The organism is Parasphingopyxis sp. CP4 (genome assembly GCF_013378055.1).
Taxonomy (GTDB): Bacteria; Pseudomonadota; Alphaproteobacteria; order Sphingomonadales; family Sphingomonadaceae; genus Parasphingopyxis.
Map to the genome: position 1 here is coordinate 910641 of NZ_CP051130.1, position 24780 is coordinate 935420.

The following is a 24780-nucleotide window of genomic DNA, read 5'->3' on the forward strand; positions in this document are numbered from 1 at the left end:
CGCCGTTCCTTTATTACCCTTTTGAAAGACCGGACTGGCAATGTCCCGCCCGCATTATAACCGCATCCTCCTCAAACTGTCTGGCGAAGCCCTGATGGGCGACGGCCAATTCGGTATCGATCCCGAAACAACAGCCCGCATGGCGCAAGAGGTAGCCGCAGCGAAAGAAGCGGGCCACGAAATGTGCCTCGTCGTCGGTGGTGGCAATATTTTCCGTGGCTTAGCGGCTGCGGCCAAGGGTTTTGATCGGACCAGCGCCGATTATATGGGCATGCTGGCCACGGTCATGAACGCGCTCGCGGTCCAAAATGCGCTCGAGCAGATAGGTCAAGACACCCGCGTTCTTTCAGCGATCCCGATGGATACGGTCTGCGAGCCCTATATTCGGCGCCGTGCGATGCGCCATATGGAACGCGGGCGCATCGTGATTTTTGCAGCCGGTACGGGCAATCCCTACTTCACAACCGATACTGCGGCTGCCTTGCGGGCGGCCGAAATGGGCTGCGATGCGCTGCTCAAGGGTACCAGCGTCGATGGCGTCTATGATGCCGATCCGAAGCAGGTTGCCGATGCGACGCGCTACGAAACGCTCAGCTATAATCGTGTCCTGTCCGACAATTTGAAGGTCATGGATGCGGCGGCTGTCGCACTATGTCGCGACAATGACATTCCGATCGTTGTGTTCAACATCCGCGAGACCGGCAATCTGGCCAATGTTCTCAAAGGTGATGGAACGGCAACGACCGTGCAACAAGAAGGAGACGCCTGATGGCGCAATATGACAAGGGCGATCTTGAGCGTCGCATGAATGGCGCGATTGAATCGCTGCGTGGCGATCTTGGCGGCCTGCGGACGGGCCGGGCCAATATTTCGCTGCTCGATCCGGTTCAGGTCGAAGTCTATGGCAGCAATATGCCGCTCAACCAGGTGGCCACTGTCAGTGCTCCGGAACCACGGATGCTGACGGTGCAGGTTTGGGATGGCTCCAATGTGCAGCCGGTTGAAAAAGCGATCCGCGCGGCGGGCCTCGGCCTTAATCCGCAGCTTGATGGCCAGATGATCCGCCTGCCAATCCCCGATCTCACTGAAGAGCGCCGCAAGGAGCTTGCCAAACTCGCAGGCCAATATGCCGAAAAAGCCAAGATCGCGGTGCGCAACGTCCGGCGTGATGGCATGGATGCGCTGAAGGCTGACGAGAATAAGAAGGAAATTGGCGAAGACGAGAAGAAGCGCTCCGAAGCCGATGTCCAGAAGCTGACCGATGACAAAATTGCCGAGATCGACACAATTTCCGGCGAGAAAGAATCGGAAATTCTCGAACTGTGACGGCTGAACCGGCTCGATCCGTGGATGACGCGGCGGCCGGCACCGGCAGCAGCGAGGGGAGCCCTCGCCATATCGCCATCATCATGGATGGGAATGGCCGCTGGGCGCAACGCCGCGGCCTGCCGCGCATTGCCGGGCATCGCAAAGGTATCGAAGCCGCGCGAACGGTCGTCAAAACGGCCGGCGCCTTGGGTATCGAAGTCCTTACGCTCTATGCGTTTTCGTCAGAAAATTGGAGCCGACCGGCGTCGGAAATATCGGATCTGATGGATTTGCTCCGCCGCTTCATCCGCAAGGAGTTGGAAGCGCTGGCGGAGGAGGGGATACGCATCCGCGTGATCGGGGACTATCAAGCCTTCGAACCCGATGTCGTTGAGCTGATCGATCGGGCTATTGCGCGAACCGAGACCAACAGCAAAGCCACACTCGTTGTTGCGCTCAACTATGGTTCGCAGTCGGAAATCACCCAATCAGTCCGCAAAATCGCTGCCGATGTAGCGGCTGGCACGCTGAAAGCCGACGAGGTCACCAGCAGCACCATTGAACGTCATCTGAGCACGGACGGCCTGCCGCCACTCGACCTTCTCATCCGCACGTCAGGCGAATGCCGGTTATCCAATTTCCTGTTGTGGCAATCCGCCTATGCCGAGCTCTATTTCACCGACACGCTCTGGCCGGACTTTGATGAGCAGTCGCTGCGCGATGCGGTATCCGATTTCAGCCAGCGCGAACGGCGGTACGGCGGTCTATGACCGAGCCCGCTGCGCCCGGCAGATTCCGCAATCTATGGACGCGCGCGATCACTGGCATCGTGCTCGTTGTCGTTGCCACCGGTGCGCTTTGGTTTGGTGAGTGGAGCTTCTTTCTGCTCGTGACACTGCTCGCTGGTGCAATGATGTATGAATGGTGCGGCCTGATGAAGGAGCCGGGCCGGAAAAAACTGACCGCTACTGTTTTAATGGTCGGCCTGATGATGCTGTTCAGCCCGACCTATGCGCCGGTCGATCAATCTGATGTCCTCGCCACGGCAATCATCGCGGCTACGGTTGGCCTTGGGCTTTGGAGCATCCGGCTTGGCATCGGATATCTCTATATCTCCTTCGCATGTGTCGCGATCATCTTCCTGCGCGAGCAAGGCGGGTTGATCCTCACACTCTGGACACTCGCGGTTGTCTGGGGAACCGATATGGGCGCTTATTTCGCGGGCAAGATGATCGGCGGCCCGAAACTTGCCCCCCGGGTCAGTCCCAACAAAACATGGGCCGGCCTGATCGGTGGCATTGCGATCGCCACGATTGTCAGCCTCGTATTCGTCCAGACGACAGAGCTCAGCCCCGTGATCATCGCACTGGCGCCGGCCCTGGCCGTTCTCGCTCAGCTGGGCGACTTGCTCGAGAGCTGGCTGAAACGAAAGGCCGATGTGAAAGACAGTTCCAACATCTTTCCCGGACATGGCGGAGCGCTCGACAGGCTGGATGGAATTTTACCCGTCGCGATTTGCGTCGCCGGCCTGACGGCAACCGGATGGTTGGTGTCATGAGCGTGAAGCGCATCAGCATTTTGGGAGCGACCGGATCGGTCGGCCAATCAACTCTCGATCTGGTTGCGCGGGAACCTGAGAAGTATGATGTCATCGCGCTGACTGCCTATCGCGATGTCGATGGACTCGCGAAAACCGCTCGGATGCATAATGCCAAGATTGCCGTGATCGGTGATGCGTCACTCGCGGCAGAACTTGCCGACACACTATCCGGCAGCGGCATTGAAACGGCCGCCGGCCCGGAGGCGATATGCGAGGCTGCGGCGATGGATGCCGACTTCGTAATGGCGTCAATTGTTGGTGCAGCTGGGGTCCGCCCGGTTATGGCCGCGATCGAGGCGGGAATCACTGTTGGCCTGGCCAATAAAGAATCACTTGTCTCGGCCGGATCGCTAATGCTCGACGCCGCGCGAAAAAAAGGCGTGACGATTTTACCCGTGGATTCCGAGCATAATGCAATCTTCCAATGCTTCGATCACGATCGACCCGACGGCATTGAGAGCATCATCCTGACCGCAAGTGGCGGACCGTTTCGGACCTGGACCCGCGATGAGATGCGCGACGTTACGCCTGAACGCGCCGTCCAGCATCCCAACTGGTCAATGGGCGCCAAGATCTCAATTGATTCCGCCACACTAATGAACAAAGGCCTTGAACTGATTGAGGCGCGTTACCTGTTTGATCTGCCGCCCGATAAATGCCGAATAGTCGTTCATCCTCAATCAGTTATCCATTCATTGGTTGAATATCGCGATGGATCTGTGCTGGCTCAATTGGGTGCGCCGGACATGCGAATTCCGATCGCACATACCCTGGCCTGGCCAAACCGGATGGATACGCCCTGCGAACGCCTAAATCTTGCCGAAATCGCCCGTCTCGACTTTGAAGATCCTGATCCCGTTCGCTTTCCGGCAATCGCCCTGGCGCGCGCTGCAATGGAGGCAGGAGGGGCTCGGCCAGCAATTCTGAACGCGGCCAATGAAGAGGCCGTCGCGGCATTTCTGGCCAAGCGGATCGGTTTCCTTGAGATTGCGACGATTGTCGCGGACGTGCTGGACCGCTATGCACCCGACGCGCCGCACAGCATCGATGACGTTTTTGCTATCGACGCTGAAGCCAGGACACAGGCCCAACAGCAAATGGACCGCATTTCTGCATGATTGAAACACCCGGTATTCTTTATTCCATCGGCGCGTTTTTGCTGGTCATCGGCCCGCTCGTATTTGTTCACGAGATGGGGCATTATCTCGTTGCCCGTTGGTTCAACACCAAAGTCGAGAAATTTTCGATCGGATTTGGTCGGGAGATCGCCGGTTGGACCGACAAGAATGATACCCGCTGGAAAATCGGCTGGCTTCCGCTGGGAGGGTATGTCCAGTTCGCTGGCGATCTCAATGCGGCCAGTCAGCCAGATCCTGACGCAGAAAAAATTCCATCCGACCAACGCGCTGAACTGTTCCAGTTCAAACCGGTTGGGCAACGCTTTCTGATTATCCTCGCCGGGCCGATGATCAACTTCCTTTTCGCAATCGTACTGTTCATGGGCATATTCGCGACATATGGGCAGGCCCAGAACGCGCCGATCGTCTCAATGATTTTTGAAGATTCGGTTGCCGAAGAGGCAGGTTTTGAACTGGGTGATGAGATTACCGCAGTCGATGGGCGATCAATTGATCGTTTTGACGAGCTCGCTGATTATGTGCGCCTGCGCCCCGGGCAGGAGATGGAGTTCACCATTGATCGTGATGGCTCCAATATTTCGCTGATAGCGGAAACCGCCGACATCACGGTCGAAGACCGATTTGGCAACGAAGCACGGATCGGTCGTCTCGGTATCCAGTCAGATGTGCTGGAGATGGAACAGCTGGGCGCAACTGAGCTTCCCTCTGCCGCAGTCGCACAGACTATTTCGAGCCTTGAAATGATCACCGTTGGCCTTGGCCAGATTATTTCTGGGCGGCGCTCAGTTGAGGAGTTGGGCGGCCCGCTGCGGATCGCGCAATATTCCGGTCAGACGGCTAGTCTCGGCCTTTATGCTTTTCTTTTCTTCATGGCAGCCATTTCGATTAATCTCGGATTCATCAACCTGTTGCCAATCCCCATGCTCGACGGGGGTCACTTGGTGTTCTATGCGGCGGAAGCCGTCCGCAGGAGGCCAGTAAAGCCAGAGGCACAAGAATGGGCTTTTCGTATGGGTCTTGCCGTCTTGCTGAGTTTCATGTTGATGGTGACTGTCATCGATTTGGGTTCGTTTGGTCTGTGGGAAAGACTGAGCGGGTTGATCGGCTGACTGTGATGGGGCAGGGCGAGTTTTTCCTAACGGAATAAGATTATAAGGGCGATTTGCGTGCATCTGAGTAACCCAAGAAAATCGAAACAGGCGCGGCTATCCATGCTGATGCTCGGCACGTTCCTGGGCGGCTTTGCCGCTCCCGTGATCGCGCAGCCGGCTGCGCAGTTCAACACCGAGGCCGATGTCGTCACAACTGACGAAGCGCTGCCAGAAGGTCAGATAATTCGGGCTGTACTGGTCGAAGGCTCGCAGCGTATCGAGCCGGATACGGTCCGATCCTATATCGAGCTACGTCCCGGGGCCACATATTCCCGCGAAGATCTTGACGAGGCGCTGCGCGATCTTTTCGAGACTGAATTGTTCAGAGATGTAGAGATCCGCGACAATGCCGGTGAGTTGACTATCGTTGTTCAAGAGAACCCGGTGATCAATCGCATCCTGCTCGAAGGCAATCGTCGACTTGATGATGATGACATCCGCGGTGAGATCCGCCTTGCACCGCGGCAAATTTTTACGCGCTCACGTGCCCGTGCAGACGTTGCACGTATCATTGAGCTCTATCGGCGTCGTGGTCGGTTTGCGGCATCGGTTGAGCCGCAGATGGTCGAGCTGGACCAGAACCGCGTCGATATCGTCTTCGAAGTCAACGAAGGTCCGCGATCGCGGGTCCAGCAGATCAACGTAATCGGCAATGATGTTTTCTCGGACAGCGATTTGCGCTCGGAGATGGCGACAAAGCAATCGCGCTTCTTCCGCTTCTTCTCCTCTAGCGATACTTTCGATCCCGACCGCCTGGCATTTGACCAGCAGCGACTTCGTCAGTTCTATCTGACCGAAGGCTATGCCGATTTCCGCGTCGTATCGGCGGTCGCCGAACTGACCCCGGACCGGCGTGATTTTATCATCACCTATGTGGTCGAAGAAGGTGAGCGGTATCGCTTTGGTGATCTCGAACTCGACAGCGATCTGCGCGACTTCAGTTCCGACCAGTTCAGCAGCTTCATCCCGATGCAAACGGGCGACTGGTATAACGCCCAGCAGATTGAGGATACGATCGACAGCCTCAACCAGACGGCAGGCCTGCTCGGCTATGCCTTTGCTGAGGCGCGTCCTGAATTTAACATCAACCGCGAAGATCGCACCATGTCGGTCCGTTTCCGGATCGAACAGGCACCGCGCGTTTATGTTGAGCGAATTGAGGTCAACGGTAACACGCTAACTCGTGACAAGGTCATTCGCCGCGAGTTTCGCCTGCAGGAAGGGGACGCCTTTAACAGCTTCCTAGTTCGGCGATCGCAGAGCCGCGTTAACTCACTGGGCTTTTTCCAGGAAAATTTCGAGATTGAGCAAACCCCGGGCTCAGCACCGGATCGGATTGTCCTGACCGCCAATGTGGAAGAAAACGCGACCGGCGAATTGCAGCTCTCGGCTGGCTTTTCGAGCCTTGAGCGGTTCATCCTCAACTTCTCGGTTCGCCAACGCAACTTCCTTGGCCGTGGTCAGGAACTACGGGCCGGCATCAACTATTCAAGTTTCTCGAATTCGATCGAACTCGGCTTCACCGAGCCATATCTTTTCGATCGGAACATCGCGATCGGTGTTGATTTGTTCCGGCGTGATTTCAATTCATTCAACTTTATCGGCAATGACCGAAACACAACCTATGAGCAGGTCAGCACCGGCTTCCAAGTCCGTGCGGGTGTACCGCTCACGGAATATTGGACGCTCGCCCTGCGCTATGGGTTGAGCCAGGAAGATGTTACGCTCAACGAGAACACCTTCTTCATCAACGGCGAATGTAGTCCACTGCTGGCGGGTCGTTTCCTGTGCGATACGATCGGCAATCGGATCATTTCGAGTGTCGGCTACTCGCTGGTTTACAATAATCTCGACAATAATGTGCGGCCATCACGCGGCCGCCGGATCATCCTGAGTCAGGATTTTGCCGGTGTGTTCGGCGACGTTCGTTACCTGAGAACGCGGATTGATGCCGATCAATTCTTCAATATCGGTTCTGGCTTCATTCTCGGTCTGAGTGCAGAAGCTGGTTATGTGTTGTCGTTCGAAAATCGCGGTGGCGTTGGTATCGACGATGTTCGCCTGACGGACCGCTTCTTCCTGGGCGAGCCCCAGATTCGCGGCTTTGATATTCGCGGTGTGGGTCCGCGCGTACAACGCTTCTCATATCTGCCGGGGACCAATGATCTTGTCACCGACGAACAATTCGTCACCGACGATGCCATCGGCGGCCGGGCATATTACCTGGCTCGTGCAGAGCTGGAAATTCCGCTTGGTTCAGGAGCTCGCGAACTGGGCTTCCGTCCGTCAATCTTTATCGATGCCGGTGCGGTATTCGGTGTGACGGACCCCGAGCTGCAAACTTTCCCCTGTCTTGATGCCAATGGCAATGAAGTCGGACGCACGCCGTGCACCGGAGATAATATCCCGGGTCCGGAGATCACCCGCTTGCTGGATCAGAATGGGGCACCTTTGTTCATCGCGCCGGACGGGACTTTGACCACGGACGCTATCGATGGCAATGGCGATCCGCTTACAGAAGCGAATCGTACAATCGCTCCGTTCCTGGAGCGGTTCGTTGGGGACTCGCCTTCGCCACGCGTCACAATCGGCGCCGGCGTATCTTGGAACTCGCCTTTCGGGCCGTTCCGTATCGACCTCGCTTACGCTCTTCTTCAGGAAGAAGGCGACGAGGACAAGATATTCTCATTCAATATAGGAACTCAATTCTGATGTTTTCAAAAACAAAAACCTTCTTCGCAGGGCTATTGCTTGCGCTTCCTTTGGTTGCTGCAACTCCCGCTCATGCCCAAGCACGCGGCGTTGGTGTCGTGAGTGTTGATGGAGCTATTCAGCAGACTGCGGCTTTCCAGGCCGCTGAAGCCCAGATCCAGTCGACATATGCGGCGCAGATCCAGCAGTCCCAGACCCGGGCCCAGGCTCTGCAGAACGAACTTCTGCCGCTCCAACAGGCCGCGCAGGCTGCACAGGCTGCAAATCCGAACGCTCAGACACCACCGGCTGCTGTTACAACCTTTGCGCAGCGCCGCCAGGCCGCTGAGCAGGAACTCGCTGCCCTCGGCCGACCGGTAAATCTGGCTCGTGCCTATGTCCGCGAACAGATCGGCGTGCACTTCAATGAAGCTCTGCAGGCTGCGATGACATCTTCGAATGTCGATCTCGTGCTCGAGCCAAGTGCAATTGCTGCATTGTCGCCAACGTCGACAGCCAACATCACGCCGGCCGTGACGACACAGCTTAACGCGCGGGTGCCAAGCGTTCAGGCTATTCCGCCTGCAGGCTGGAACCCGGGTGATACGCTGCGCGCCGCTCAGCAACCCGCTGCGCAGCCCGAAGGCCGGTGAGCGACACCGCTTCTGAGGACATGACCGCCATCGGCCCGTTTGATACCAAACGGGTCATGGCGGCCATTCCGCATCGCTATCCATTTTTACTCGTTGACCGGGTTGAAAAGATCGTCCCGGGTGAATCGATAACGGCCATCAAGGCTGTGTCGATGAACGAAGAGTTTTTCCAGGGCCATTTCCCCGGCCGTCCGATTATGCCCGGCGTCCTGATCATTGAAGCGCTGGCTCAGGCCGCCGCGATCATGGCCGTTGAAGAGCTCAATCTGCTTGAAAGTGGAAAGCTCGTCTATTTCATGGCCATTGACGGCGCCAAGTTTCGCGCACCCGTGGAACCGGGCTGCCTGCTCACGCTGAAGGTCGAATATGCGCGCAAGCGCTTTCCGGTCTGCAAATTTAGCGGTAGGGCCTATATCGGCGACACGCTGGCTGCTGAAGCAGATTTTACGGCAATGATTGCGGATCCGCCTGAAGATTAAACCGCATAGCTCACAGAGCGCAGAAACTCTTGTCAATTGGCGCGCTAATCGCTAGATGCGCGCCTTCGCTTGTATCGGCTGGTCGGTAACCAGCCATTTTGAAAGCTAGAATGATGAAATCCGAAATTCACCCTGATTACCACATGATCACGGTCAAGATGACCGATGGCACCGAATTCCAGACACGCTCCACCTGGGGCGCTGAAGGCGATACGATGAGCCTTGATGTGGATCCGAAATCGCACCCGGCATGGACCGGTGGCAGCCGTAATCTGATTGATTCCGGTGGCCGTATCGACCGCTTTAACAAGCGCTTCGGCGGACTCACGCTCAAAAAAGACTAGGCGGCTTAGCCGTTCGAATTATCTGGCATCGCCTCTTTTCGTACCGAGAAGGGGCCGATTGCTGTTGCGCATAACAGGAGAGACACGTGGAAGACTGGGAAACCGACGACGACGGCAACTTTAAGATGCTGCGATTTCACGGCTATGAATCGGCAACTTCGCCCGGAAATGTACTCCTGCGGATGCTCTATTTCACGGAAAACCCAGAAATGGCCAATGTGCCGGATGGTGTTCAGTTCGTAATGACACCAGACATGGCCCGCAAATTCGCCGCCGATGTGGTTGCAGCCGCAGAGCAGGCCGACAACAGCTAATCGCACTTGTCCTGCCGATCGGCGGTTGCGCCCATCAAACGGCGCGATAGACCACAGGCCAATGCGGTTATAGGATGATCTCCGAGACACTATCCGACGAGACGGAGGCGATCCGCTCTCATACGTCACCCTGAGGAGATCGAATTTGAAATTGGCAGACCGAATCATCGTTGTGACCGGCGCCGCAAGCGGCATTGGCGAAGCGCTGGCCCATCGCTTCCAGGCGGAGGGTGCCAAGCTCATCGTCTGTGCCGATCGCGATGCCGACGGCGCAGAGCGGGTGGCAACTGCCGTCGGCGGCATCTCCATTCCGACCGACGTCAGCAAGGAAGAAGATATCCAGCGCCTGATAGAAACGGTCGAAGGCGAGCATGGTCCGATTGACCTATTCTGCTCAAACGCGGGAATTGGCATCGCTGGTGGTGCCGAGGTCAGCAACAAAGGCTGGCAAGATATCTGGGATATCAATGTAATGGCCCATGTCTGGGCGGCACGTCATTTGATCCCGAAGATGGTGGAACGGGGAGGGGGCTATTTGCTTAATACCGCCTCGGCTGCCGGATTGCTGTCGCAAATCGGTTCGGCTCCCTATGCGGTTACCAAACATGCAGCCGTTGGCCTGGCCGAATGGCTTGCGCTGACCCATCGCGATGATGGCATCAAGGTGTCGGTTCTTTGCCCCCAGGCCGTGCGAACCGCGATGACCGCCGGTAACGAAGACGGTGTGGCTAGCATCGATGGTATGATGGAGCCGCCCGAAGTCGCCGAAGCCTGCGTCCGCACGATCGAAGAAGAGAGCTTCCTCGTACTACCGCATCCCGAAGTGCTCGAATATATGCGCAACAAGACCGGTGACTATGATCGCTGGATCGGCGGCATGCGCAAACTCAATCGTAGCTATCGCGGATAAAGGGAGCCTGCATTCATGATTTCCGGTTATCCCCTTGAGGGCGTGAAGGTTCTTGATTTTTCGCGTGTTCTCGCGGGCCCCTATGCCACGCGCATGCTCTCAGACCTCGGCGCAGACGTGCTCAAAGTCGAGCCACCGGAAGGCGATGTAACGCGCCATTTCGGCAAGCAGGACGGAGGCGTCGCTGGATTTTATCTGCAGCAGAATATCGGCAAGCGGAACATCAGCCTCGATCTCAAATCAGACGGGGCCCGTGCCCTGGTACTGAGACTGGCAGCCGAAGCAGACATTATCGTGGAAAATTATCGACCGGGCGTCATGCACCGGTTCGGCCTGGGCTGGGAGGACCTGAAGCCAGTGAATCCCAAATTGGTGATGCTGTCCATTTCAGGCTTCGGCCAGGAAGGCCCGGAACGCGGCCGGGCGGCTTATGCGCCGGTCTTGCATGCAGAAACCGGCTTGGTCGCGCGCCAGGCCCAAATGATCGGCGGTCCCGCTGGAGATGTACAAATGTCGCTCGCCGACACGTACAGCTCGCTCCACGGCCTTGTCGGGATCTTTGCCGCCCTGCGGCTTGCCGAGCAAACCGGTCAGGGTCAGCATATCGATATTGCGATGATCAATGTCATGCATTCGGTGGACGATTATGCCCATTGGGCATTGGACGGGGTCTGGCCCAAGCCGGATGAGAATATCGTCTGGGACGCGCCAGAGGGAAAACGAATCTTGATCACCGCCGATCTGAAATGGATCTGGCGAGTATTCTCAACCCGCGACGGGCTGGTCGATCCGACGCCGGACGGTGCCGATATCGAAACCAAGATTCAAATGCGCCGTGAAGCCCTAATCGAGCGGGTTGGCTCCTTCGAGAGCTTCGACGCGCTGATTGCCAAATTGGACGAATTGAACCTGGCTTGGGGTCTGGTGCGGGAGTTTGGCGATGACAGTTTTTCTGAACCCAGCGTTGAGCCGCGCGGCATCTTTGTCGACGTAAAAGATGATATCGGAGAATCACGTCGAACGGTCCAATCACCATATCGATTCTCGGAATCGCAAAGCGGTATCGGCAGTGACGCGCATGTGTCGAAACGCGGCGAACATAATGCTCAAGCCCTGACTGACTGGCTGGATATGGATGGGGCGGAAATCGAGGCGTTGATCAGCCAAGGCATTCTACAAAGCGAATGATTTGCGGCGGACGGCGGGCCATCAAATTGCATCGCGGCCAAGACGCCAATATCGTCCAATCGCGCACCGAATAGTGTTTCGCGGCGGGAATGACAGAAATGCCACTACCCTCAAACAATTCAATCAAAGGGTTGCCCCGTCCGCTGAGCTGCGCCAAACCAGTTTCTAGCAGCAACTAAAAGGGTGCACGCAGGGGCGCGTCTCTCATAAAAATAATAGCAGCTGCAACTTGGGAGGAATATTCATGAAAAAATCCATTTTACGCGACAAGTGCGCCCTTGGTGCCTTGGCCCTATCATTAGCCGCTGTTCCAAGCGTTGGTCAGGCTCAGGCTGATGACGGCGCGAGTGCGGACGACAATATCATTGTTGTTACCGGCTCTTACATTCGCGGCACACCAGAAGATGCAGCGGTTCCGGTCGATGTCTATACCGCCGCTGATCTCACGGCTAACGGGGTTTCTTCGCCTCTGGAGTTTATCAAGGACTTGCCCGAAGTCGGTAGCGTTCTTGGTGATTCCAACCAGTTTTCCACCGCTGCACAGGGCAATCAGGGCTTTGGCTCGATTAACTTACGCAACCTGGGACCGACGCGTACCTTGGTGTTGTTCAACGGTCGGCGCACATTAACCGCACCTGGCGCAGTCGGCGGCGGTTTTGGCGATACCAACTCCATTCCACTTTTCGCCCTGGACCGTATCGAAATCCTCAAGGATGGCGCCGCGGCAACCTACGGTTCTGATGCTATTGCCGGTGTTGCCAACTTTGTAACGCGGTCAGGATTTGAAGGCGTCGAGCTCGTGGGTGACTACGACTTTATCGATGGCTCGGACGATAACTATACCGCCTCCATTTTGGTTGGTCGCAACTTCGGCGATCTCAATATCATGGCAGGCTTTGGCTGGCAGCATCGTTCAGAGCTTCCGTCAACGGAACGGTCATATGGTTTCCAACCCTATGCCGTTAACCCATCGGCTTGGTCTGCATTGGCAACGCCGGGTTCTTTCTTTGCGCCGGGCTTTACCAACGATGTAGGCTGCGCAGAACTGGGCGGCACTCCAGACGGAATTTGCCGGTTCAGCTTCATTCCCTTTGATAATCTAGTCGAAGAAGAAGATCGCTATCAGGCCTATCTCCAAGCCGATGTCGATTTGTCGGACACTTTCCGTTTCCACGGTGAAGCAACCTATGCCCGGACGGATTTGGACAGCATCGGGACGTCGCCTGGCTATCCTCCACTCCAGGGACCTGGTGGTGCCAGACTTGGCGGCGGTTTCACCATTTCTCCCAATAACCCGGGCGCGCAAATCTTTGCCCAGCAAGCCGGCATTCCAGCGCCAGTGGGGCCCATTGGTATTTTCTTGTGGCGTCCGTTTGGCAATCTCGGCAACCCAACTGATCCCGGTCGGGGCTCAGGTCGGCAGACGGCAAATAACGAGGCCTGGCGGGTATCCGGTACGTTGGAAAAAGACTTCTCCGACACCTTCCGTGGTCAGCTGTCACTGACACGGTCCAACTATCAACGTTCGCGCAGTTCGCCTGGCTTTGTCGGTTCGCGTCTGCAGAATGCGTTGAACGGCTTGGGCGGAGCGAATTGTGACACGGTTGGTGGAACGCCTGGCGTAGGGCCATGTCAGTGGTTCAACCCATTCGTCAACGCCGGTCCTGGTAACCCAGCATTGGGACTGACCAATCCTTTCTACGTTCCTGGTAACGAAAACTCGATCGAGCTGATTGAGTTTCTCCAGGTTACCAACGGTGTTGAAGAAATCGAAGATACGTTTGTCATCGATCTCATTTTCTCCGGTGAGCTTGGTATCGATCTCGGCGCTGGTCCGATTGGTTGGGCCGTGGGCGCACAATATCGCGATCTCTCCTACACCACGACTCCGCTGAGGCAGGAATCCAACCTCAATGAAAACCCATGCGTTATCCTGGGGGATCAAAGTTGTCTTGGCGGTGCTTTGGACGGCGCAGGCTCGTTCATCTTCCTGGGCGGTTCACGGCCAGAATCCTTGAACCAGGATGTGCAGGCCATTTTTGCCGAGCTGGCGATTCCGATCACTGATACTTTGGAAGTGACGGCAGCTGCGCGGTACGAAGATTATGGCGGATCAATCGGATCGACCTTCAATCCCAAGGCCGCCGTTCGTTGGGAACCAACTGATTGGTTGGTGCTGCGCGGTTCGCTCGGAACCACCTTCCGCGGACCATTGGCTGCTCAGGTGTCTAACAACGCGGTGACGTCTCTTGCGGCTATCAACGCCGCAAATGGCAACTTTAAAGCGGTTGATATTGCTGGCAATCCAACCGATCTCGGTCCTGAAACGGCCTTTAGCTACAATATCGGCGCAGTCGTTGATTATGGCGGGTTCGTGTTCTCCATTGATTATTGGAGTTTCGAATTTGAAGACGAGATTACCACGACTGACGGTCAGGCAATTGCCAGCTCCGTTGTTCCGGTAGCCGGTGGCCTGGCCAATTGCGCAAGTCCCTTTGCCCCATTGATCACCTTTGATGGCGGCGCATGTGTGCAAGGCACAACGCTTGGTACGAACATCTCGCGGATCCTGACCCAGTGGGTAAATGGTCCCAAGACAACAACGTCAGGGATCGACTTCTCGGCCAGCTACACCACCGATATCGGACCCGGTGTCTTTTCAGTTGGAATCAATGGCAGCCACATTCTGGATTATGACATTGGCGATTTCAATTTGAACGGGAACCTGCTGCGGCCTGGTTTCAGCGCTGTTGGTTTGGCCAATCTGGATCGGCTTCCGGGCACAATCGCTCAGTGGAGAGGCAATGGCTACGTCAATTATAACGTGTCTGGGCTGAACCTTCGTTATGGCGTGACATATATTGACGGTGTTCGCGATGAGCGGTGCGATGGTCTTCAATTCTGTGCGACCACGAATTTCGGCGGCACGAATTTTGGCCGGAACATCTCAAGCTATACGCAGCATGATTTCCATGTGACCTATGACTTGCCGTTCACCGCATTTGATACACAGCTGCAGTTCTCGATTGAAAACTTCACGAACGAAGAAGCGTCAGAAGCAAGACTGCCGCTGGGGTACAACCCGTTCATCGGCAACACGTTGGGCAGGGTCTTCCGGCTCGGCGCCCGGGTCGGTTTCTAAGAGACCTAGCCTCCAAAAAAATGAAGGGCTCGCCAAGAAATTGGCGGGCCCTTTATTTTATCAGGTGATGGTGGCGGACAGGGTGGGATTCGAACCCACGGTGAGCGTGAACCCACGCTGGTTTTCAAGACCAGTGCCTTAAACCACTCGGCCACCTGTCCGCGTATCAGGGCGCTTATCCTGCAAACGCCCCAACGTGCAAGTCTTACGACGAAAAGCCTTTCCCTTGATCATGCCGCTATGGCAGGAGTGAGAAGAAAGGTATCCTGATGCGCAAGATTTTTCTCACTCTCATTATCGCGGTCTCCGGCCTGTTTGTCGCCATTCCTGCAGCCGCCCAGACTGATGCAGGCTTTCGCAACTATATGCAGGAATTGCGGGCGCAGGCGATTGCCGAAGGCGTCCGGCCAGAAACCCTGGACCGGATAATTCCAACGCTCAGCTACAATCCCCGCGTGATCAGGCTCGATCGCAATCAACCGGGTGGCAGCTTCGATGCGCCGATACCGCCATTTGCGCCCTATCAGGCACGCCATGTAAATCCGACTCGCATCAATGGCGGTGTCGCTACCTATCGGCGGGTCCGCAGCCAACTGCGTGATATAGAAGCGCGTACCGGCGTTCCCGGAAAGATCGCCATTGCGATCTACGGTCATGAAACGGGTTATGGCCGGATTACAGGCGATTTCGATTTGCCGCGGTCGTTGGCGACACTCGCCTATGAAGGGCGGCGGCGTGAGTTGTTCGCAGGTGAATTCATCGCGGCCATGAAGATGATCGATCGGGGTGTTCCGCGGGATCGACTGATCGGGAGTTGGGCCGGGGCTTTTGGCTATCCGCAATTCCTGCCGAGTGTCTATTTACGACTGGCAATCGACGGCGATGGTGACGGTCGGGCAGAAATCTGGCGTAGCGAAGCAGACGCATTGGCGTCGATTGGCAATTATCTTGAGAATGCAGGTTGGCGCCGCGGCCAGCCATGGGGTGTGGCCGTAAGAGTACCGTCATCGCTAGATCGCACTGCGATTGCCAATCGGACAGACGCTACGCGATGCCCCCGGGTTATGGAACGCCATAGCCGCTGGCTCTCAATGGCCGAATGGCGCGAACTGGGTATCCGCCCGCGCAATGGTGTATGGCCCGATGACCGGATCATGGCCACGCTTCTCGAACCCGATGGCCCAGGAAATACGGCCTATCTTCTCACCAACAATTATCGCGTGATACTCGACTATAATTGCTCGAATTTCTATGCACTATCGGTGGGGTTATTGGCTGATGAGATTGTTCGATAGCAGACATAAATGGCTGGCCGGCTTAGCGGTACTGGCTTTAGCGGGATGCGGGGGTGGTAGCCGCGAGCTACCACCAGCATCGGCTGGCGGGCAGGGCCCGATTACCGGAGAGCTTGTCTCCGATACGCCGGTCCGCATTGGCGCGCCGTATACGATAGACGGCCGAACCTATACGCCGTCCGACCCGTCCCATTATGATGAAGTAGGCCTTGCTTCCTTTTACGGTGAGGAGTTGGGCGGTCGTCCGACGGCCAATGGCGAGATCTTTCGGCCGGCGGGCATCAGCGCCGCACACCGCACGCTTCCGCTGCCATCCTATGTAGAAGTGACATCGCTCCAAACAGGGCGCTCGATCCTCGTTCGGGTAAATGACCGGGGCCCGTTTGCCGGTAACCGGATTATCGATCTGTCGATTGGCGCGGCGCGCCTGCTCGGTTTTGTCGAGCAAGGTACAGCGCCAGTGCGTGTTCGCCGCGTACAGCCGAATGAAGGGGATCGGACTCGCTTACGTGGAGGGCAAGCGGCACGTCCACGATTGGATGCATCGCCGCAGCTGTTAACGGCCCTGCGCGCGCAATATGAGCGCGGCGGCGGGATAATCCCGCAAGCGGTGCCATCGCCAGATGCGCCAGCCACTACACGCACCGTCAACGCGCCGCCATCTGCGCCCACCAACGGCAATCCGTCGGGCCCAGGCGTCAGTTGGGAAAATGCCAACTCACCGCCGTCGGCGACAGCAACGACTACACCGATTGGCACACCGCCGCCGACCGCAGCGCCAAGCGGCGAATATTATGTCCAGCTCGGCGCGTTTTCGAATGCAAACAACGCTCAGCGCCTCGCCAATCGTGCCCGGAGCCTCGGTGCGGTCCGTATCATGACAGCCGGTGATATCCGCCGCGTCCGCCTTGGACCCTATGCAACTCAGGCAATTGCGCGACAGGCATTATCCAGGGCCCGTTCAGCAGGATTCGGCGACGCCCGCGTACTTCGCGACACCAGTCGATAAGATGGGAAGAATGACAGAGATGAAAAAGGCACCCGCCCTACTTGCACTGGCGCTGGCGGCAGTCGCCTTTCCGACCCAGGCAGAGCGCCCGACCTATGACGGCGAAGCGCAGATTGCCTATCTCGTCGACATCAGCTCGGGCGCCGTGCTGTTCGAGCGCAATGCCCAGCGTCGTATTCCACCTGCATCGATGGCCAAGATGATGACCGCCCATGTCGCATTCGATCTTTTGGCGGAAGAAGAGATCACACTCGATCAGGAATGCACGGTGCAGCCGGATACTTGGCGACAGTGGCACGGGCCGAGTGCCGGTTCGACGATGTTCCTTTCACCAGGCGAACAGGTCAGCATCGAAAACCTGCTCTATGGAATCGTTACCGTCTCGGGAAATGACGCGAGTGTTGTACTTGCCGAATGCCTGTCTGGCACCGAAGACGCTTTCGCTGCCCTGATGAACCGCAAGGCGGAAGAGCTTGGCCTCGAAAACAGCAATTTCGGCAACAGCACGGGCTGGCCCGATGAAGGCCGCAGCTATGTGAGCGCGGAAGATCTCGCAAATCTCGCGATTGCGACCATCGAACGATATCCGGAATATTATAGTCAATTCTACGGGCGCCGTGAGTTCACCTGGGGTGAAACCATGAGCGGACAACCTATCACGCAGCCCAATCGCAACCCGATCATGGGCCGTGTGGATGGCGCAGATGGCCTGAAAACCGGCCATACCGAGGAAGCCGGCTTTGGCTTTACCGGATCGGCAGCCCAAGATGGACGCAGGCTGGTCATGGTACTCGCTGGCCTGGATTCCTATGGCCTGCGCGTCAGTGAATCGACCCGTTTCATGCAATGGGGATTCAATGCCTGGCAGGCTCTCACGCTGCTTTCGAGCGGCAATCGTGTCGGCACGGCTCAGGTCCAGGGCGGCAGCGAGAGCGAAGTTGGCCTGGTGGCACCACGCGATCTCGCGGTGACAATTCCGGCCGGGTTGGCGGCGGACCGCGAGGTCAAAATCGCATATCAAGGGCCAATTCGGGCACCGATTGCCGAGGGCCAACATATCGCAGACCTTGTCGTCGAGACCCCAGACATGCCGCCCCAGCGCTTGCCGCTGGTTGCCGAGCAAGCTGTCGAGGAAAGCGGGTTCTTCGGACGCGTATGGGCCGGCCTGATGTCGCTGCTCGGCTTCGGATAGGGCAGGGTGCGCGGAAACTTCATAACCCTGGAGGGCGGCGAAGGCGCCGGCAAATCTACACAGGCGGGCTTGCTAGCCGCTTGGCTGAGAGAACAGGGGACCGAAGTGGTCGAAACCCGCGAACCGGGAGGCACACCGGGTGCCGACGCCATTCGTGCACTGCTGCTGGAAGACGACGTCCCGCTTACCGCCACTGCCGAAGCGCATCTTTTCGCTGCAGCGCGCGCCGATCATGTCGAAAATCTGATCCGTCCGGCACTCGCCGAGGGCAAATGGGTCATTTGCGATCGCTTCATCGACTCAACGCTCGCCTATCAGGGGGCAGCCGGAAAAATGGGTGTTGATACCGTGCGGGCGATCAATGCGAGCGCGATTGGCGACACCTGGCCCGACTTGACCCTGTTGCTGCGAACTGATGGTGACACTGGAACACGGAGGGCAATCGCACGAGATGGAGCCGAGATCGATCGCTTTACCAATCGCGAATTCGCCTTTCATCGCGCGGTGGCCGAGGCGTTTGACGAATTCGCAGCGACGGAACCCGACCGCTTTGCTGTGATCGATGGCCGAAACGATATTGAGACAGTGGCACAGGAAATTCGTTCGATTGTCACCGAGAGGTTGAAGTGAAGCTCTTTGGTCAAGATGATGCAGTAACCGCCTTCCGCGATGCGCTGGACAGCGAAAAGCTCCATCATGCGTGGCTGCTTGGCGGTCCGAAGGGGATCGGCAAGGCCCTGTTCGCCGATATGGCCGCGCGCCGGGTGCTCGCACAGGCAGCGGCTCCCGAAGGGCTTGGTGAGGGCCTGTCCGTGCCTGAGAGCCATCCAACGGCGCAATTGATCGCGGCAGGCAGCCATCCCGACCTGCGACGCCTCCAGCGCCTGCCGCGAGATCGCAAACCTGACGAGTTGGCCCGCAATATTTCCGTAAACCAGGTTCGCGCGATTCAATCGCTATTTGCGACAACGCCATCCATGTCCGACTGGCGAGCCGTGGTGATAGACGCAATTGACGATCTTGAACGTTCTGCGGCGAATGCATTGCTTAAAAATCTAGAAGAACCGCCGGCAAAATGCGTGTTTCTGTTGGTGTGCCATAGCCCGGGTCGGATCCTGCCCACGATCAGATCCCGCTGCAGAATGCTAAAGTTTTCAAGACTTTCAGATGACGCCATGACATCAGCCATTGCCCAAGCGGAACCCGAGCTCGATGAAGCGGAGCGTGCGGCGCTCGTGCAGATTGGCAATGGCGCCCCTGGCCAGGCACTCCAATATGCCGGCCTTGATATTGCCGGCCTGGATGCGGCGATCCGTTCACTGATCGCCAAGGGCGATGCGGGAAATGACGCTCGTGCTGCCCTTGCCCAGTCTTTGGCCCTCAAAAAGGCGCAACCGCGCTATGAGGCGTTTCTCGAGCGCGCTCCGGCCGCAATCGCATCCTATGCGCGTCAGCAGGAGGGAAGGGCACTGGAACAAGCGGTTTCAGCGTGGGAAGAAGCCCGTTCGCTGGCGGGTGGAGCGCAAAGATTGTCACTCGATCCGCAAACCACCGTTTTCACGCTTGCCGGACTGCTCGCTTCGCTGCATGAACCCCGGCATGACGCCTGATTCCAAGCCATTCTACATTACCACGGCCATCAGCTACCCAAATGGGCGGCCACATATCGGTCATGCCTATGAGGCTATCACAACCGACGCAATTGCGCGGTTTTATCGACTTATGGGCCGCGATGTACGGTTTCAGACCGGAGTCGACGAACATGGCTTGAAGATGGTCAAAACAGCACGCGAGCGCGGTGTCGAAATCCGTGATTTTGCTGATGAAATGACCAGCTATTTCATTGATATGTGTGATGTTTTTAATATCAAATATGAGCGCTTCATTCGAACGACTGAAGAGGCCAATCATCGCGCGGCCCAGGCTATCTGGAAAAGAATGGAAGAAAAGGGCGATCTTTACCTCGATCGCTATGAGGGTTGGTATTCGGTTCGCGACGAAGCCTATTATGATGAAAAAGAGCTAATCGACGGGGAAGGGGACGAAAAACTGTCTCCCCAGAGCACACCGGTTGAGTGGACCGTCGAAGAAAGCTGGTTCTTCAAGCTGTCCAACTATCAGGATAAGCTTCTCGAATTATACAAAAATCACCCAGAATTCCTGAAACCCGATAGTCGTCGCAACGAGATTGCAAACTTCGTCAGCGGCGGGCTGCGCGACCTCAGCATTTCGCGCACCAGCTTTGACTGGGGCGTGAAGGTACCGGGTGACGATACACACGTCATGTATGTTTGGCTCGATGCACTCACCAACTATCTGACGGGTCTTGATTTTCCTGACGAAGAGGGGCTCTACGCGCACTATTGGGGGGAGGGCGCGGAAAGCGTCCATATCATCGGCAAGGATATTGTCCGTTTCCATACGGTCTATTGGCCGGCATTCTTGATGAGTGCTGACCTGGCGTTGCCGGATCGCGTATTCGGCCATGGATTCCTGCTCAATCGCGGGCAGAAAGAGTCTAAATCGCTCGGCAATGTCACCGATCCAATGGCCCTGGCTGAGACATTCGGCGTTGATTCCGTTCGTTATTTCCTGCTGCGGGAAGTGAGTTTTGGCAATGATGGCAGCTATTCAGCCGAAGCGATCGTCAATCGATGCAATGCGGACCTAGCAAATGACCTCGGCAACCTTGCACAACGCACGCTGTCGATGATCGCCAAGAATTTTGATGGAACAGTGCCGGATCCGGGTGACCCCACCGACGATGATGCCGCACTGATGGCCCTTTTCGATGCAATTCCAGGAAAAGCAGAGGCGGCGATGGATGAATTTGCCATCCATCAGGCGCTCGAGGCAATCTGGAAGGGTGCCGGGGAAGCCAATCTCTATATATCCGAGCAACAGCCATGGTCGGTGCGCAAAACCGATCCGGAACGCGCCGGGGCAATCCTGTATCGCTGCGCTGAAGCTGTGCGCCAACTCGCGATCCTCGCACGCTGGGCGATTCCGGCATCTGCGGACGCCTTGCTCGATCAGTTGGGGCAAGCCGCCGACGCACGCGATTTCGCCGCACTCGGTACGCCTCTGGAAGTCGGGCTGGAGCTACCCGCACCGCAGGGCGTATTCCCGCGGCTCGAAATCCCGGAGGAGCAGGGTGACAGCTAGGGTTTGAGCCCTTATCTCGGCGATATGTTCGTCGATAGTCATTGCCATCTCAATTATGAAGGCTTGGTCGAGCGTCAGGATGACGTGATCGCCGCTGCACAGGCGCGCGGTGTCTCAACGATGCTCAACATCTCCACGCGCGAACGCGAATGGGATGCGATCATCGCGACTGCCGGTAAGAGTGAGAATATCTGGGCCTCTATCGGCATCCATCCGCACGAAGCTGATGGGCATCCGGATATCGATACCGCCAAACTGGTCGCCAAATCTGATCATCCACGTGTGGTGGCAATCGGCGAAACCGGACTGGACTATTATTATGAGCATTCCGATCGCGAGCAGCAGAAACGCAGCTTCCGTGCGCATATTGCAGCGTCCCGCGACACGGACCTGCCACTAATCGTCCATACGCGCGATGCTGAAGAGGATACGGCGGAAATTCTGGCGGACGAGATGGGGAAGGGGCCGTATCGCGGCGTCATCCACTGTTTCACCGCAAGCCAGGACTTTGCCGATATCGCGCTCGACCTTGGTTTCTATATCTCGATTTCGGGTATCGTAACGTTCAAGAACGCCAAGGATCTTCAAGCCACGGCAGCCAAGCTCCCACGGGATCGATTGCTGATCGAGACAGATTCTCCGTTTCTCGCCCCGGTTCCCAACCGTGGCAAGACGTGTGAACCTGCATTTGTCGCTGATACCGCCAATTTCCTTGCTGAGCTGCGCGGTGAGCCGGTTGAAGAGCTGGCCTCCTTTACGACCAGCAATTTTCATTCGCTGTTCGACAAGACGGTCGCGTGAAGCTGCGCATTCTCGGTTGCGGCACATCGGCCGGGGTTCCGAGGATCGGCGATGATTGGGGCGCATGCGATCCCGAAGAGCCGCGCAATCGGCGCATGCGCTCTTCAATCATGGTGTCTGCCGACAATCACACCATCCTTGTGGATACCGGGCCTGACCTGAGGCAGCAGCTGCTGGACGCGGGCACCAAGCGCATCGATCATGTGGTCTGGACCCACGAACATGCCGATCACTGCCATGGCATTGATGAGTTGCGGCAGCTTTATTTTGCCCTGGGCGGACCCATTCCGTGCCTGGCGCGACCCAGGACGCTGCGCGAGCTGCAACAACGGTTCGACTTCGCCTTTCGCGGCAACGGTCCCTATCCATCCTATGCGCAAGGCATGGCGCTTACGGATCGTGTAATGCTCGGAAGCATGACTGTAAGTGCGGCGGACATGCCGCATGGAACAATTACATCGGCCGCATTGCGGTTCGAGCATGGCGGCAAGAGCATTGCCTATACGACCGATTTCACCGGCCTGCCGGCCAAGGCTTTCGAATGTGTCGAGGGTGTGGACGTCTGGGTCGTGGATGCGTTGCGGCGCCGAGAGCATCCGACACACCCACATCTCGCCCAAACGCTCGCATGGATCGAAAAAGCCAAGCCTGGTCGCGCTATCTTGACGCATATGGATCACAGCATGGATTATCGCACTCTGTGTGAGGAGCTGCCGTCGGGTGTCGAACCTGGCTATGATGGATTGGAGGTCGAGCTGTAATGACAGACGGGCAGGGCCAAAGCCTAATATGGGCGATCGTAATGCTGGTGATCGTCGGCAGCGCGCTGATCAGCCGCAGAATTCCCATTGGCCAGGCGGCCAAGATGGCACTGGCCTGGATCGCCATATTTGCCGTCGGGCTGACAATCTATGCGTTTCGCAATGATATCGCATCGGTGGCGCAACGTGTCTGGTATGAAATCAGTCCGCCGGAAACCGTTGCCCAAGGAGACGCGCTCCAAATTCGGAAATCGCCGGACGGCCATTTCTGGGTGGATGTGCAGCTTAATGGGAATGTTGAGCGGTTCCTTGTCGATAGTGGCGCAACCGTGACCGCACTCTCAGTCGGCGCTGCGCAGCGCTCGGGTATCCAACCGAGCGGCGGCTATCCGATGATTCTCAATACAGCCAATGGCGCCATCGCCGCAGATCGCGCTGAGGCCGCGACGCTTATCGTTGGTACGATCCGGCGTGAAAACATGCCGGTAGTCATCGCCGAGGAATTTGGCGGTACTAATGTGCTCGGCATGAATTTCCTTTCATCGCTGTCGAGCTGGAGCGTTGAAGGGGAGTGGCTACTGCTCGAGCCGTAAAAAGCGCCGGGCGGTGATGGCGATCACATCAGCGTAGCGGAAATCTTGCGAAATAGCCTTCGTCACATTGAACGGAGGAAATCATGAAAAACACTTTTGCAATACTCGCCCTTACCGCAGCGCTCGGTCTGTCCGCAACCGCAGCAACGGCTCGCGATTCCCATGCCCAATGGGTTGAAATACAATCAATTTCACAGCCGATCTACCAGCCCGGTGGAAGCGCTCATGCGCCGCGAAATCCCGGGAATTTTACCGGCCCAGGACAAACCAGCCAAGTCGGACTGTTACTGCCGGCTGTCCAGTCTGCGCGAGAAGCTGCACGCCGCAATTCGCAGCGGGCCGCACCAGGCGGACTTCCGCGCGGCTATACGCGTCAACCCAGCAATCGCTCGCCACGACTGGGCCAGGACGGCAACGATCTGCTGATCGTGAATAATGGCGATGGCAGCGACTTTAACACACAGCCGCCATCATCGTCCTTCCGTGGCGGTGTCCGGGTCGCGACTGGCGATGTGAACGGCGACGGCCAAGACTAAACCGGCAAACTACTGAAAAGAAACGGCTCGGTCATCACGACCGGGCCGTTTTCATTTCCAGTGATCGCCATCACGGACCGTCCGACGTTGATACCCCATAGTGCTTTTGTCGCGTTTGAAGGAGTAAGATCATGAAGAAGATGATTGCAACATTAGCCCTTGTCGCGGCGGCCGGCCTTGTCGGTAGCGCTGCGTCAGCCCAGGTAGGGATCTATCCAGGCGGACTTCCGGGTGACCATATCAGCCATGGCGGGCCAGACGGCTATACCGGCCATTGGTCCTATGGCGGACCGAACGCCGGGCCAACCAATCTTCCGGCAGCGGTATCGGATGCACAACGTGCCGCCATCTGGGGCGCGTTTGGCACCAGATTCTACGGAACACGCGGATTTGGCCGCGATAGTGGGCTTCGCGATGAAGTCATCCGACTGGAGGATTCACGCGATGGCGATGCCATATTGCGGCGCGTCGAATAGCAATCGCAGAGTTATTGGCTCTGATAAGCGCTC

At 57.1% G+C, this 24780-nt stretch carries 25 protein-coding genes and 1 tRNA gene; 25 read left to right on the plus strand and 1 reads right to left on the minus strand.

Annotation, left to right across the window (positions count from 1 at the left end; translation table 11 throughout):
• Positions 1-40: 40 nt before the first annotated feature.
• From pyrH to HFP51_RS04380, 14 genes are all read left to right on the plus strand, one after another.
• Complete coding sequence (gene pyrH, locus HFP51_RS04315; protein WP_176874534.1) at positions 41-769, plus strand: UMP kinase; 729 nt, start codon at positions 41-43, stop codon at positions 767-769.
• Positions 769-1326 (plus strand): ribosome recycling factor, encoded by a 558-nt coding sequence (gene frr, locus HFP51_RS04320; protein ID WP_176874535.1) that lies wholly within the window; start codon positions 769-771, stop codon positions 1324-1326. The genes pyrH and frr overlap by 1 nt, the downstream gene beginning before the upstream one ends.
• Positions 1323-2078 (plus strand): isoprenyl transferase, encoded by a 756-nt coding sequence (locus HFP51_RS04325; RefSeq protein ID WP_370462937.1) that lies wholly within the window; start codon positions 1323-1325, stop codon positions 2076-2078. Before frr ends, HFP51_RS04325 begins: the two co-directional genes overlap by 4 nt.
• Positions 2075-2866 carry a phosphatidate cytidylyltransferase gene (locus HFP51_RS04330; protein ID WP_176874536.1) on the plus strand — a complete coding sequence of 264 codons (792 nt, stop codon included), beginning with the start codon at positions 2075-2077 and terminating at the stop codon, positions 2864-2866. Before HFP51_RS04325 ends, HFP51_RS04330 begins: the two co-directional genes overlap by 4 nt.
• The gene (locus HFP51_RS04335) at positions 2863-4026 is read left to right on the plus strand and encodes a 1-deoxy-D-xylulose-5-phosphate reductoisomerase (RefSeq protein ID WP_176874537.1); all 1164 of its coding nucleotides are present in this window, start codon (positions 2863-2865) and stop codon (positions 4024-4026) included. Before HFP51_RS04330 ends, HFP51_RS04335 begins: the two co-directional genes overlap by 4 nt.
• Positions 4023-5156, plus strand: a complete 1134-nt coding sequence (gene rseP, locus HFP51_RS04340) for an RIP metalloprotease RseP (RefSeq protein WP_176874538.1) — start codon at positions 4023-4025, stop codon at positions 5154-5156. Before HFP51_RS04335 ends, rseP begins: the two co-directional genes overlap by 4 nt.
• 102 nt (positions 5157-5258) lie before the next feature.
• The gene (gene bamA, locus HFP51_RS04345; protein WP_176876535.1) at positions 5259-7910 is read left to right on the plus strand and encodes an outer membrane protein assembly factor BamA; all 2652 of its coding nucleotides are present in this window, start codon (positions 5259-5261) and stop codon (positions 7908-7910) included.
• Positions 7910-8542, plus strand: a complete 633-nt coding sequence (locus tag HFP51_RS04350) for an OmpH family outer membrane protein (RefSeq protein WP_176874539.1) — start codon at positions 7910-7912, stop codon at positions 8540-8542. Before bamA ends, HFP51_RS04350 begins: the two co-directional genes overlap by 1 nt.
• A gap of 20 nt (positions 8543-8562) precedes the next feature.
• Positions 8563-9021: a 3-hydroxyacyl-ACP dehydratase FabZ gene (fabZ, locus tag HFP51_RS04355; RefSeq protein ID WP_176876536.1), complete on the plus strand. Its 459-nt coding sequence runs from the start codon at positions 8563-8565 to the stop codon at positions 9019-9021.
• A gap of 113 nt (positions 9022-9134) precedes the next feature.
• Positions 9135-9365, plus strand: a complete 231-nt coding sequence (gene rpmE / locus HFP51_RS04360) for a 50S ribosomal protein L31 (protein WP_176876537.1) — start codon at positions 9135-9137, stop codon at positions 9363-9365.
• An 86-nt stretch (positions 9366-9451) separates the two neighbouring features.
• Positions 9452-9679, plus strand: a complete 228-nt coding sequence (locus HFP51_RS04365) for a hypothetical protein (RefSeq protein ID WP_176874540.1) — start codon at positions 9452-9454, stop codon at positions 9677-9679.
• Positions 9680-9824: 145 nt separating this feature from the next.
• On the plus strand, positions 9825-10589 hold the full coding sequence (locus tag HFP51_RS04370) for an SDR family oxidoreductase (RefSeq protein ID WP_176874541.1): 765 nt from the start codon (positions 9825-9827) through the stop codon (positions 10587-10589).
• 93 nt (positions 10590-10682) lie between these two features.
• Positions 10683-11777, plus strand: a complete 1095-nt coding sequence (locus tag HFP51_RS04375; protein WP_370462938.1) for a CaiB/BaiF CoA transferase family protein — start codon at positions 10683-10685, stop codon at positions 11775-11777.
• A gap of 244 nt (positions 11778-12021) precedes the next feature.
• Positions 12022-14919 (plus strand): TonB-dependent receptor domain-containing protein, encoded by a 2898-nt coding sequence (locus tag HFP51_RS04380; RefSeq protein ID WP_176874543.1) that lies wholly within the window; start codon positions 12022-12024, stop codon positions 14917-14919.
• A gap of 71 nt (positions 14920-14990) precedes the next feature.
• Here HFP51_RS04380 and HFP51_RS04385 read toward each other — a convergent pair.
• Positions 14991-15080: transfer RNA gene (locus tag HFP51_RS04385), tRNA-Ser, on the minus strand.
• A 108-nt stretch (positions 15081-15188) separates the two neighbouring features.
• Between HFP51_RS04385 and HFP51_RS04390 the strand changes: the two genes are divergently transcribed.
• From HFP51_RS04390 to HFP51_RS04440, 11 genes are all read left to right on the plus strand, one after another.
• Positions 15189-16214 carry a lytic transglycosylase domain-containing protein gene (locus HFP51_RS04390; RefSeq protein ID WP_176874544.1) on the plus strand — a complete coding sequence of 342 codons (1026 nt, stop codon included), beginning with the start codon at positions 15189-15191 and terminating at the stop codon, positions 16212-16214.
• Positions 16198-17223 (plus strand): septal ring lytic transglycosylase RlpA family protein, encoded by a 1026-nt coding sequence (locus tag HFP51_RS04395; RefSeq protein WP_176874545.1) that lies wholly within the window; start codon positions 16198-16200, stop codon positions 17221-17223. The genes HFP51_RS04390 and HFP51_RS04395 overlap by 17 nt, the downstream gene beginning before the upstream one ends.
• Before the next feature lie 19 nt (positions 17224-17242).
• Positions 17243-18415, plus strand: coding sequence for a D-alanyl-D-alanine carboxypeptidase family protein (locus HFP51_RS04400; RefSeq protein WP_176876538.1), 1173 nt, complete (start codon positions 17243-17245; stop codon positions 18413-18415).
• A gap of 6 nt (positions 18416-18421) precedes the next feature.
• Positions 18422-19045: a dTMP kinase gene (tmk, locus tag HFP51_RS04405; RefSeq protein WP_176874546.1), complete on the plus strand. Its 624-nt coding sequence runs from the start codon at positions 18422-18424 to the stop codon at positions 19043-19045.
• Positions 19042-20025 carry a DNA polymerase III subunit delta' gene (locus tag HFP51_RS04410; protein WP_176874547.1) on the plus strand — a complete coding sequence of 328 codons (984 nt, stop codon included), beginning with the start codon at positions 19042-19044 and terminating at the stop codon, positions 20023-20025. Before tmk ends, HFP51_RS04410 begins: the two co-directional genes overlap by 4 nt.
• Positions 20015-21580: a methionine--tRNA ligase gene (gene metG, locus HFP51_RS04415; protein ID WP_176874548.1), complete on the plus strand. Its 1566-nt coding sequence runs from the start codon at positions 20015-20017 to the stop codon at positions 21578-21580. The genes HFP51_RS04410 and metG overlap by 11 nt, the downstream gene beginning before the upstream one ends.
• Before the next feature lie 24 nt (positions 21581-21604).
• Positions 21605-22381 (plus strand): TatD family hydrolase, encoded by a 777-nt coding sequence (locus tag HFP51_RS04420; protein ID WP_176874549.1) that lies wholly within the window; start codon positions 21605-21607, stop codon positions 22379-22381.
• Complete coding sequence (locus HFP51_RS04425) at positions 22378-23142, plus strand: MBL fold metallo-hydrolase (RefSeq protein WP_176874550.1); 765 nt, start codon at positions 22378-22380, stop codon at positions 23140-23142. The genes HFP51_RS04420 and HFP51_RS04425 overlap by 4 nt, the downstream gene beginning before the upstream one ends.
• The gene (locus tag HFP51_RS04430; protein WP_176874551.1) at positions 23142-23735 is read left to right on the plus strand and encodes a TIGR02281 family clan AA aspartic protease; all 594 of its coding nucleotides are present in this window, start codon (positions 23142-23144) and stop codon (positions 23733-23735) included. Before HFP51_RS04425 ends, HFP51_RS04430 begins: the two co-directional genes overlap by 1 nt.
• Before the next feature lie 83 nt (positions 23736-23818).
• Positions 23819-24271 (plus strand): VCBS repeat-containing protein, encoded by a 453-nt coding sequence (locus HFP51_RS04435; protein ID WP_176874552.1) that lies wholly within the window; start codon positions 23819-23821, stop codon positions 24269-24271.
• A 131-nt stretch (positions 24272-24402) separates the two neighbouring features.
• Positions 24403-24747: a hypothetical protein gene (locus HFP51_RS04440; protein ID WP_176874553.1), complete on the plus strand. Its 345-nt coding sequence runs from the start codon at positions 24403-24405 to the stop codon at positions 24745-24747.
• Positions 24748-24780 lie beyond the last annotated feature (33 nt).